Origin of the sequence: Saccharopolyspora sp., from assembly GCF_017434145.1 — a bacterium.
GTDB lineage: Bacteria > Actinomycetota > Actinomycetes > Mycobacteriales > Pseudonocardiaceae > Saccharopolyspora_C > Saccharopolyspora_C galaxeae.
In genome coordinates this window covers 1-10252 of the sequence record NZ_JAFRFW010000009.1, presented here as the reverse complement: position 1 = coordinate 10252, position 10252 = coordinate 1, and the positions used below count along the sequence as shown (strand labels likewise).

The following is a 10252-nucleotide window of genomic DNA, read 5'->3' as shown; positions in this document are numbered from 1 at the left end:
TGAGCCCGGCCGCCCCGGCGGCCGCGATCGCCGCCCCGCCGATCGCGCGCCTGCTGAACTCCCGGGCGCCACCGTGCCCAACGGACATCGTCGTCCTCCTCGCTGGCTTTTCGATTTTCCTCGCTGTGCGACCGAATTCGTTCGGGATCACGGGGTTCCCGCGTCGATCACCGCCCGGTTGGCTTCGCGCACCGCGTCGGCGTCGGGCTTGAGGATCTGGCGGTCGTAGGTGAAGAACCCGTTCACCTCGTTCTCCACGTCGGTGATCTGGGTGTACACCGAAGCCGAGATCCCCTTCTCGCCGATGATCCGCACCAGGTCGTCGTGCACCTCGCGGTACCTGCGGGTGAGTTCCTCGCGGTTCTCGACGATCTCGTACGACGACGGTTCGCCGGGCCACAGGTGCCCTTCCTCGATGAGCCCGAGCCCGCCGTACTCGCCGTCCACCGAGGCGCGTTCGCCGGTGACCTCCGGCGCGCCCGGACCGACGTAGGTGTGGTCGTCGTAGATGTGCCCCGCGCCGGTGTCCGGCAGCGAGTCGCAGCAGTTCACCCCGCTGGCCGCGTCCACCAGCCGGGTCGGGTCCTGCTCCTGGACCTGCTCGGCGATCCGGGCGGTGTCGAACTCGCCCCAGCCCTCGTTGAACGGCACCCACGTCACGATCGACGGCGAATTGCCGAGCTGGTCGATCATGTCCCGGGTCTCGGCCTCGTAGTTGCGCTTCGCGTCCTCGCCAGGGGTCTGCCCGTTCACCAGCGCGGGCATGTCCTGCCACACCAGCAGTCCGAGCCGGTCGGCGTGCGCGTACCAGCGCGCCGGTTCGACCTTGATGTGCTTGCGCACCATGTTGAACCCGAGCTGCTTGGTCTGCTCCAGGTCGGACCGCAGCGCCTCGTCGGTGGGCGCGGTGAAAATGCCGTCCGGCCAGTAGCCCTGGTCCAGCGGCCCGTGCTGGAACAGGATCTTGCCGTTGAGCGCGAGCCGCGGGCGCCCCTGCTCGTCGTCGACGAGTCCGATCGAGCGCATTCCGGCGTAGCTGCCGACCTCGTCGACCGGCCTGCCTTCGTCGTCGAGCAGCCGCACCTTCAGGTCGTAGAGGTACGGGTCGTCCGGCGACCACAGGTGCGGGTCCGGCACCGGCAGCCGCACGTCCGCGCCCGCGTCCCCGCTCGCGCGGGCCACTTCGCCGCCGCCGGGTTCGCTCAGCACGGCCTCGACCCGGCCGCCGCGGGAACCGTCCGCGCGCACGGCGAAACTCCCGTCCGGCAGGTCCGGCGTGATCTTCAGGCCGGTGATGTGCGAGTCCGGCACCGGTTCCAGCCACACCGTCTGCCAAATGCCGGAGGCTCCGGTGTAGAAGATGCCGCCGGGATCGTTGCGCTGCTTGCCGACCGGGTAGGGGTTCGCGTCGTTGCGGTCCTCCACCTCGACGGTCACCTCCTGCGGTCCGGAATCGGTGACCGCATCGGTGATGTCGGCGCTGAAGGCGGTGGAACCGCCCTCGTGCACGGCGACCTCCTTGCCGTTCACGCTGACCGCGGCTTTCTGGTCCACCGCCCCGAAATGCAGCAGCAGCCGCTGCCCGGCCCAGTCCGGCGGCACCTCGAAGGTGCGCTTGTAGAGCAGGTGGTCGTCGTGGCGCTGGATCCCGGACAGGCCGGACTCCGGCGGGTACGGCACGAGGATCTGCTCGGAGGTCTCCGCGGGGGGAGCGGCGGCGCCGGCGAACTCCCACAGGCCGTTGAGGTTGAGCCACTGCTCCCGCGTCATCTGCGGGCGCGGGTATTCGGGCAGCGCGTTGTCCGGGCCGACCTGGCCGGTCCACGGCGTGGTCAGCGGCGGTTCCTGCGGTTCCCACTGGGGAGCCGGGGACGCCTGAGCGGGCATGCCGGTCACCGTAGCCAGTCCGGCGGCGGCGATCAGCGCCGCGAATCGGAACCGGCGGGTCGCGCGTCGGTGCACGTTGCCTCCTGGGGATCGGTTCTAACCGCGAGCCGGGAAATCAGGACGAAACAGAAGCCACAACAAGCAACAACAATGACCAGAAACACACGGGAAGTCAACGGCACCATCCGTGTGCCGCGCATCGGAGCAACATCATGGATCTGAACGGGTGTATCCGGTTAAGTTGGATCGGCAGACCACCCGGCACCGGTGCCGCATCGAGGAGGACCCGCACGTGACCCAGCAAGCCCAGTCCCCGCAGGTCGGAAATCCCGGTGCGCAGTTCTTGGCCGCCCGCGACCTGCTGCTGCACCACCGCGAGGACTACGACGCCGCGCGGGCGGAGTTCCGCTGGCCGCAGCCCGCCGAGTTCAACTGGGCGCTGGACTGGTTCGACACCATCGCCGCGCGCGAGGACCGCCTGGCGCTGTGGATCGTCGAGGCCGACGGGGGCGAGCGCAAGCTCACCTTCGGCGATCTGACCCGGCGCTCCAACCAGGTCGCGAACTGGCTGCGCGGCCTCGGCGTGGCCCGCGGCGACAAGCTGATCCTGATGCTGGGCAACCAGGTCGAGCTGTGGGAGACGATCCTGGCCGCGATGAAGCTCGGCGCGGTGATCATCCCGGCGACGACGCTGCTCGGCGCGGCGGACCTGCGCGACCGGGTCGATCGGGGCGGGGCCAAGCACGTGGTCACCACGGCCGCCGACACCGCCAAATTCGCCGATGTGCCAGGGGATTACACCCGCATCGCGGTCGGTGGCGCGGACGGCTGGCAGTCCTATTCGGACAGCGAAGCCGCGGACGAGTCGTTCACCCCGGACGGACCGACCCGCGCCGCCGACCCGCTGCTGCTGTACTTCACCTCCGGCACCACCGCGCAGCCGAAGCTCGTCGAGCACACCCACGTTTCCTACCCGGTCGGCCATCTGTCCACTATGTACTGGATCGGGCTGGAACCGGGGGACGTGCACCTGAACATCTCCTCGCCGGGCTGGGCCAAGCACGCGTGGAGCAACGTGTTCGCGCCGTGGAACGCCGAGGCGACGGTGTTCATCTACAACTACTCCCGCTTCGACGCTCCGGCGCTGCTGCGCGAGATCGAGCGCTGCGGAGTGACCAGCTTCTGCGCCCCGCCCACGGTGTGGCGGATGCTCATCCAAGCGGACCTGAGCGCGTTGCCGACTCCGCCGCGCAAGGTCGTCGGCGCCGGGGAGCCGCTCAACCCGGAGATCATCGAGCAGGTCCGCCGCTCGTGGGGAGTGTCCATCCGGGACGGTTTCGGGCAGACCGAGACCAGCGTGCAGGTGGCCAACACGCCCGGCCAGGAGCTCAAACCCGGATCGATGGGCCGCGCGCTGCCCGGCTTCGAGGTCACGCTGGTGGACCCGGCCGGTGGCCGGGAAGCCGAGGAAGGCGAGATCTGCCTGCGCCTGGACCCGCGGCCGGTCGGCCTGATGACCGGCTACGCCGACGACGCCGAGCGCAACGCCGAGGTGTTGCGCGGCGGCTACTACCACACCGGCGACGTCGGATCGCGGGATTCCGAGGGCTACATCACCTACGTCGGGCGCACCGATGACGTGTTCAAGGCGTCGGACTACCGGATCTCACCGTTCGAGCTGGAAAGCGTGCTGCTGGAGCACGAGGCCGTCGCCGAGGCCGCGGTGGTTCCCTCGCCGGACCCGATCCGGCTGGCGGTGCCGAAGGCGTACGTCGTGCTGGCCGCCGGATGGGAGCCGGGGGAGGACTCGGCGCTGGCGATCCTGCGGATCGCCCGCGAGCACTTGGCGCCGTACAAGCGGATCCGGCGGCTGGAGTTCACCGACCTGCCCAAGACCATCTCCGGCAAGATCCGCCGCGTCGAACTCCGCACCCGCGAGACCGAACAGCTCACCGACGCCGCCCCGCCCGGCGAGTACCGCGAGGAGCACTTCCCGACCCTGAAGTCCTGACCCCGCTTCTCCACGAGTGAACGGCCTGTTCGTCCAATCTAGTGGGACGAACGGGCCGTTCACTCGGCTCGACCTGCCGCGGTAGCCGGTCGCGTACGTGCGTGGACCGTGAGCGAACGGACCGTTGGACCAAACTATTGGGACGAGCGGGCCGTTCACTCGGTGGCTTCGGGGTCAGGGTGCGTCGAAGTGGCCCTGTTTGAGGGCGGCGATCCAGGCGGTGTGGGCGGCGGCGGTGAGGTGCAGGGTTCCGGCGGCCGGGGACTTGCTGTCGCGGACCGCCGAGCCGCCGCCGGTCAGGGTCGCCACTTCCACGCAGTTGCCGCCGGCGTCGCTGTAGCTCGATTTGCGCCAGGGGACGTCGCGCGACTCAACCATGATCGTTTTCCTCGCGTAGCTCGTGCAGTACCCGAGCCAGCATCTCGCGGGATTCGCCGGGTGCAAGAGCCATCCGGCGCAAGTCACCGAACATCCCGTCCATGGTCGCGACGTCGCCCGCATCGCTGATCATGTGCCCGCCCAGCGGGCCGTCGAAGTAGCACATCGGCGGGTCGATCTCCGGGTTCGCGAAGTGCAGCAGGGTGAAGTTCGTCGCGATTCCGCCGTAGCCGTCATGGGTCGCCGTGAGCACTTGGATCGTGATGTTGGCGGATTTGCTCTGGTCCAGCAGATGATCGAGCTGATCGGCCAGCACTTCGGGACTGCCGACGGCCAGCCGCAAGGTCGCCTCGGCGATGATCGCGTGCAGGTGCAACGGGTTCGGCCCGGTGAGCCGTTGCTGCCGTTGCATTCGCGCCTGCACCCATCGATCGACGAATTCCGGGGCGACCTTGTGCCGCCCCGCGTCGTGGATGGCGCGGGCGTAGTCCTCGGTTTGCAGCAGCCCGGGAACCAGCACCGGTTCGAACGTGCGGATCTCGGTGGCGTCCTCCTCGAAGCTGACCAGCGGCCGCAGCCATTCCGGTAGTCCGTAGACCGCCCACTGCCCGGCGCCGTGCCGGGATTCCGCCCGCAACTGCTCCAGGCCCTTGCGCACTTCGGCCGGTGCGCGCAGTTCCGCCAGCAGCCGCACGAGATCGGTTTCGCTGATCTTGGTGTTGCCGTGCTCCCAATTGACCATCGTCGTGTGCCTGCGCCCGATGGCGTCGCCGACCTGGGTCTGGGTGCGTCCCGCCGCCTCCCGGAGCCTGCGCAGTTCCGCGCCGAGCCGGCGCAGCTGCGGCGATGAGCCCGTCATGCCGTCGTCCCCTTCTGCTGATCCGGCCAGCAGTCTAGCGAAATTTCCTGACATTCAAGATCGCACGATCGGGGAATACCCGGCCTTGGATGTCAACTTCTAATCTCCCGATCAATCGCGGCGAACGGCACGCGGGCACGGGAGAGAGGAGTCACCCATGGACGGAACGGGCGGAATCGGGCGCGATCCGCTGGACCTGCTGGTGCCGGACCTGACCGGACACCCGCCGATGTGCGGAGAAGAGGAGTTCGCCCGCCGGATGGCCGTGGAGGTCGCCAACGCCAGGGCGCGGGCCTTCGCAGTCGTGCAGGAGTACGGAACGCGCGCCGCGATGGAGATCGCGGGCTGGGGGATCGTCGTCGGAGGCCGATACGACGTGATCGGCGTCGGCGGCGGCCAATGGCTCGCCGATGCTCTCGCCCGACTCCGTGCGGCAGGGGTTCACCTGGGGCGGCCGGGTGCGTGCGCACGTGGTCCCAGCGGACGGAACGCAGCGGTCGATCGGCTGATCAAGACGTCGAGTTGATCTAGGGTCGGGGGAGACGATCTGGGGGCGCTATGACCGACGTGGCCGCTGAAGCGCAACAAGCGGGGACATTGGTCACCCTGGCGGTGCTCCTGGCGGCGGTGTTGCACGCGACCTGGAACGCGCTCGCGCACGGGGTGGCCGACCGGATGATCGGGTTCTCGCTGATCGGCCTCACCTACACCGCGGTCGGCGCAGTTGTGGTGATGTTCACCGGCCCGCCCGCACCGGAAGCCTGGCCGCTGGTGCTGGCTTCCGCCGCGGTGCACGTCCTTTATCAATTCGGATTGCTGGCCAGTTATCGGCTGGGCGAGTTCAGCCAGGTCTACCCGCTGGCCCGCGGCACTTCGCCGTGGGTGGTGACACTGCTGTCCGCCGTCCTGCTCGGCCAGCGCATCCCGGCGGTGCAGCTGGCCGGGGTGCTGGTGGTCTCCGCGGGGTTGCTGAGCCTGGTGTTCGTCGGCGGGATGCCCGGCCGCACCGCTGTGCCGGGTCTGCTCGCCGCGTTCGGCACCGGCCTGCTGATCGCCACTTACACGGTCATCGACGGCGTCGGAGTGCACCGGACCGGTGTGCTCGGCTACGCGGCCTGGATGTTCCTGCTGCAGGGGCCCGCGTTGCCGCTGGCCGGCTGGGCCGCGCGGCGCCGGAGTTTTCTGCCCGGATTGCGCCGGCATTGGCGCGGCGGAATTGCGGGCGGGCTCGTTTCGATGGCCGCCTACGGGATCGTTTTGTGGGCGCAAACACGGGCAACCCTTGGACCGGTTGCGGCGCTGCGCGAGACCAGCATCGTGTTCGGCGCATTGCTCGGGGCGATCTTCCTGGGCGAGCGGATGGGCCGCGGCCGGGCGGTGCTCGCCGGGGTCGTGGTGGCCGGGATCGTCCTGATCGACCTGGCCTGACCAGCGAGGAAGCGGCAACTGAAAAGATCTTGTGCCAAAGTCTGGCGCTGCTGCGGTGTGGATCGTAACATCCGTGGCCCCCCGATCGATCTCACCGGCGGAAAAGGGAAATCGATCCCCACCGCGAGCCCAGCGTGAGCAATTTTGTAGGCATCCGCGGTTGCGCTATTCGTTGTTGTCATGGTAAGTGCTGCGTACGCGATGGTACACACTCCGGCGCGACCGTGCACTTATCTGATCGTGACATGCCTCCGCAATCTCCGGAATAAGCGCAGGTGAAAGCGCATTTTTTTACCCAGGGTGATCGGTTGAATCACGCTAATATCCCACCCATGTGATCAGTGTCACAGCTTTGCACGGTTGCTTCAGCAACTCATTCGCCTAGTTTGGTTACTCGACGCACGGATTTCGCGTCGAAGCCGGTCGGCAAAGGCGCTGACTGAGTGCGAGGACTGGCGCAGGTGTTGCGGCCTGAACTTTTTCGGCCGCCCGCGCCGGTGCGCAGGCGTCGCCATTTCGATTGGCGACCCGGCACGACCGCGAGATGATCTCGGGGCGGATTCGCGCGGACCCGAGTGCGGTGCAGAGGCGCATGACCAACGCGAGTGGTGGGAGTGAAGTATGGCCAAGAGCGTGGATGACCTGGCGCACGGCGACGGCAACGGTGCGGTCGACAACACGGCCGAGCTGGTCGCCCGCGAGGAGCAGGTCTTCGGCGACAACCCGTTGGAAGTGCGCGAATCCGACCACTACACGCACGAGTACGTCGGCGGATTCGTCGACAAGTGGGACGACCTGATCGACTGGAAGAAGCGCTACGAGAGCGAAGGCCAGTTCTTCGTCGAACAGCTCAAAGCCCGCGGTGTGGAATCGGTGCTGGACGTGGCGACCGGCACCGGGTTCCATTCCGTGCGGCTGCTGGAAGAGGGCTTCGAGACGGTCAGCGCGGACGGCAGCCCGCAGATGCTCGCCCAGGCGTTCCGCAACGGCCTGGCCTACGGCGGGCACATCCTGCGCGTGGTGCACGCCGACTGGCGGTGGCTGAACCGGGACGTGCACGGCGCGTACGACGCGATCATCTGCTTGGGCAACTCGTTCACGCACCTGTTCTCCGAGCGGGACCGGCGCAAGACGCTGGCGGAGTTCTACGCGATGCTCAAGCACGACGGCGTGCTGATCATCGACCAGCGCAACTACGACTCCATTCTGGACGACGGGTTCTCCAGCAAGCACACCTATTACTACGCGGGTGAGGACGTTTCCGCGGAACCCGATCACGTGGACGAGGGCCTGGCCCGGTTCAAGTACACGTTCCCGGACAAGAGTGAATTCTTCCTCAACATGTACCCGTTGCGGAAGAATTACGTGCGGCGGCTGCTGCGCGAGGTCGGATTCCAGCGGATCGACACCTACGGCGATTTCCAGGAAACGCACGCCGACCAGGACCCGGACTTCTTCATCCACGTCGCGGAGAAGAACTACCGGGCCGAGGACGAACTGTCCGACATGTACTCGGCGGCGGTGCACACCGCCCGCGACTACTACAACTCCGAGGACGCGGACAACTTCTACTTCAACGTCTGGGGCGGTAACGACATCCACGTCGGCCTCTACCAGACCAAGGACGAGGACATCGATGCCGCGTCCCGGCGCACCGTCGAGCGGATGGTGAGCAAGGTAGAGATCACACCGCAGACCCGCGTGCTCGACATCGGCGCCGGTTACGGTGGTGCTGCGCGGCACTTGGCCCGGACCTACGGCTGCAAGGTGGCCTGCCTGAACCTCAGCGAGGTGGAGAACCGGCGCAACGTCGAGTTCAACCGCGCCGAGGGGCTCGACCACCTCATCGAGGTCAAGGACGGCTCGTTCGAGGACATCCCGTTCCAGGACAACGCGTTCGACGTGGTGTGGTCGCAGGACGCGATCCTGCACAGCGGTGACCGCGAGCGGGTTCTCGAAGAGGCCACCCGGGTGCTGAGCAAGGGCGGCTCGTTCGTGTTCACCGACCCGATGGCCGCCGACGACGCCCGCAAGCAGGACCTCGGGCCGATCTTGGAGCGGCTCAACCTGGACACGATGGGCACGCCCGGCTTCTACCGCCGCGAGCTGGCCCGGCTGGGCCTGCAGAACTTCGAATTCGAGGACCTCAGCGAGTACCTGCCGGTGCACTACGGCCGGGTGCTGGAGGTGCTGGAGAGCCGCGAGTCCGAGCTGGCCGACCGGATCAGCGAGGAGTACCGCACGAAGATGAAGCGCGGGCTGCGCGCCTGGGTCGACTCCGGTAACGCCGGGAGCCTGGCGTGGGGCATCATCCACGCCCGTGCATGATCATTAAAACAGCATAAGACCCCTGTTGGGGACGGTTGCTCCGGTGCCATGGAGTGGAACTCCATGACATCGGAGCGGCCGGTACGCAAGGATCGAAGCCGCCAAAGTAGCGACAGAGGTGAGGTTGAGCCGTGAGTGAGATCAACCGCAGGTTGTTCACCAGTGAGTCGGTGACCGAGGGTCACCCGGACAAGATGGCGGACGCGATCAGCGACTCCATCCTGGACGCCCTGCTGGCGCAGGACCCCCGGTCCCGCGTCGCCGCCGAGACCATGATCACCACCGGTCAGGTGCACATCGCCGGTGAGATCACGACCACCGCCAACGTGGACTTTCAGCAGCTGGTGCGGGACACGGTCCTGGAGATCGGCTACGACTCGTCGGACAAGGGCTTCGACGGCAACACCTGCGGTGTGAACGTCTCCATCGACGCGCAGTCCCCGGACATCGGCCAGGGCGTGGACACCGCCCACGAGAACCGGGTCGAGGGCGTCATCGACGAGATCGCCAAGCAGGGTGCGGGCGACCAGGGCCTGATGTTCGGGTACGCCTGCGACGACACCGACGAGCTCGCGCCGCTGCCGATCACGCTGGCGCACCGCCTGTCCCGTCGGCTGACCGACGTGCGCAAGAACGGCACCGTTCCGTACCTGCGCGCCGACGGCAAGACCCAGGTGACCGTGGAGTACGCCGGCGACCAGCCGGTGCGGCTGGACACCGTCGTGCTGTCCTCCCAGCACGCCGACGGCATCGACCTGGACAGCCAGCTCGTCAAGGACATCGATCAGCACGTCATCCGTCCGGAGCTGGACCGGGTCGGGCTGGAAGCGGCCGACACCCGCCAGCTGATCAACCCGACCGGCCGGTTCGTGGTCGGCGGCCCGATGGGTGACTGCGGCCTGACCGGCCGCAAGATCATCGTGGATACCTACGGCGGCATGGCCCGCCACGGTGGCGGCGCGTTCTCCGGCAAGGACCCGTCGAAGGTGGACCGCTCCGCGGCCTACGCGACCCGCTGGGTGGCGAAGAACGCGGTGGCCGCCGGGCTGGCCAGCCGCATCGAGGTGCAGACCGCCTACGCGATCGGCAAGGCCGCCCCGGTCGGGCTGTTCGTGGAGACCTTCGGCACCGAGAACGTGGACCCGGTCAAGATCCAGGCCGCGATCAACGAGGTCTTCGACCTCCGCCCGGCCGCGATCATCCGGGACCTGGACCTGCTGCGCCCGATCTACGCGCAGACCGCCGCCTACGGCCACTTCGGCCGCAGCGACGTGAGCCTGCCGTGGGAGAACACCGACCGCGCCGCCGCGCTCAAGAGCGCCGCCGGTCTCTGATCGCGCACGTCCGCACGGGCTGCCGCG

8 protein-coding genes are annotated in these 10252 nt (G+C 67.9%); 5 read left to right on the top strand and 3 right to left on the bottom strand.

The window, feature by feature from the left end:
• Positions 1-147: 147 nt before the first annotated feature.
• Positions 148-1887: a glycoside hydrolase family 2 protein gene (locus IJH84_RS00220; protein ID WP_295138732.1), complete on the bottom strand. Its 1740-nt coding sequence runs from the start codon at positions 1885-1887 to the stop codon at positions 148-150.
• A 292-nt stretch (positions 1888-2179) separates the two neighbouring features.
• Here IJH84_RS00220 and IJH84_RS00215 point away from each other — a divergent pair, with 292 nt between their 5' ends.
• Complete coding sequence (locus IJH84_RS00215) at positions 2180-3898, top strand: AMP-binding protein (protein WP_295138729.1); 1719 nt, start codon at positions 2180-2182, stop codon at positions 3896-3898.
• A gap of 174 nt (positions 3899-4072) precedes the next feature.
• Here the strand turns inward: IJH84_RS00215 and IJH84_RS00210 are convergent, their stop codons facing one another.
• Together IJH84_RS00210 and IJH84_RS00205 are read right to left on the bottom strand one after the other, a co-directional pair.
• Positions 4073-4276, bottom strand: a complete 204-nt coding sequence (locus IJH84_RS00210; protein WP_295138726.1) for a DUF397 domain-containing protein — start codon at positions 4274-4276, stop codon at positions 4073-4075.
• Positions 4269-5135, bottom strand: coding sequence for a helix-turn-helix transcriptional regulator (locus IJH84_RS00205; RefSeq protein ID WP_295138723.1), 867 nt, complete (start codon positions 5133-5135; stop codon positions 4269-4271). The genes IJH84_RS00210 and IJH84_RS00205 overlap by 8 nt, the downstream gene beginning before the upstream one ends.
• Before the next feature lie 157 nt (positions 5136-5292).
• Between IJH84_RS00205 and IJH84_RS00200 the strand changes: the two genes are divergently transcribed.
• The 4 genes from IJH84_RS00200 (at position 5293) to metK (ending at position 10225) form a co-directional block, all read left to right on the top strand.
• Positions 5293-5661: a hypothetical protein gene (locus IJH84_RS00200; protein WP_295138720.1), complete on the top strand. Its 369-nt coding sequence runs from the start codon at positions 5293-5295 to the stop codon at positions 5659-5661.
• A 32-nt stretch (positions 5662-5693) separates the two neighbouring features.
• Positions 5694-6563, top strand: a complete 870-nt coding sequence (locus tag IJH84_RS00195) for an EamA family transporter (RefSeq protein ID WP_295138717.1) — start codon at positions 5694-5696, stop codon at positions 6561-6563.
• Between the two features lie 621 nt (positions 6564-7184).
• Positions 7185-8891: a class I SAM-dependent methyltransferase gene (locus IJH84_RS00190; protein ID WP_200069424.1), complete on the top strand. Its 1707-nt coding sequence runs from the start codon at positions 7185-7187 to the stop codon at positions 8889-8891.
• A gap of 131 nt (positions 8892-9022) precedes the next feature.
• The gene (metK, locus tag IJH84_RS00185) at positions 9023-10225 is read left to right on the top strand and encodes a methionine adenosyltransferase (RefSeq protein WP_295138712.1); all 1203 of its coding nucleotides are present in this window, start codon (positions 9023-9025) and stop codon (positions 10223-10225) included.
• Positions 10226-10252 lie beyond the last annotated feature (27 nt).

Bases quoted from the DNA above. Each gene is read 5' to 3' on its own strand.
- IJH84_RS00190 (WP_200069424.1), top strand. From the start codon at position 7,185: ATGGCCAAGAGCGTGGATGACCTGGCGCACGGCGACGGCAACGGTGCG.
- IJH84_RS00210 (WP_295138726.1), bottom strand. From the start codon at position 4,276: ATGGTTGAGTCGCGCGACGTCCCCTGGCGCAAATCGAGCTACAGCGAC.
- IJH84_RS00205 (WP_295138723.1), bottom strand. From the start codon at position 5,135: ATGACGGGCTCATCGCCGCAGCTGCGCCGGCTCGGCGCGGAACTGCGC.
- IJH84_RS00195 (WP_295138717.1), top strand. From the start codon at position 5,694: ATGACCGACGTGGCCGCTGAAGCGCAACAAGCGGGGACATTGGTCACC.
- IJH84_RS00200 (WP_295138720.1), top strand. From the start codon at position 5,293: ATGGACGGAACGGGCGGAATCGGGCGCGATCCGCTGGACCTGCTGGTG.
- IJH84_RS00220 (WP_295138732.1), bottom strand. From the start codon at position 1,887: ATGCCCGCTCAGGCGTCCCCGGCTCCCCAGTGGGAACCGCAGGAACCG.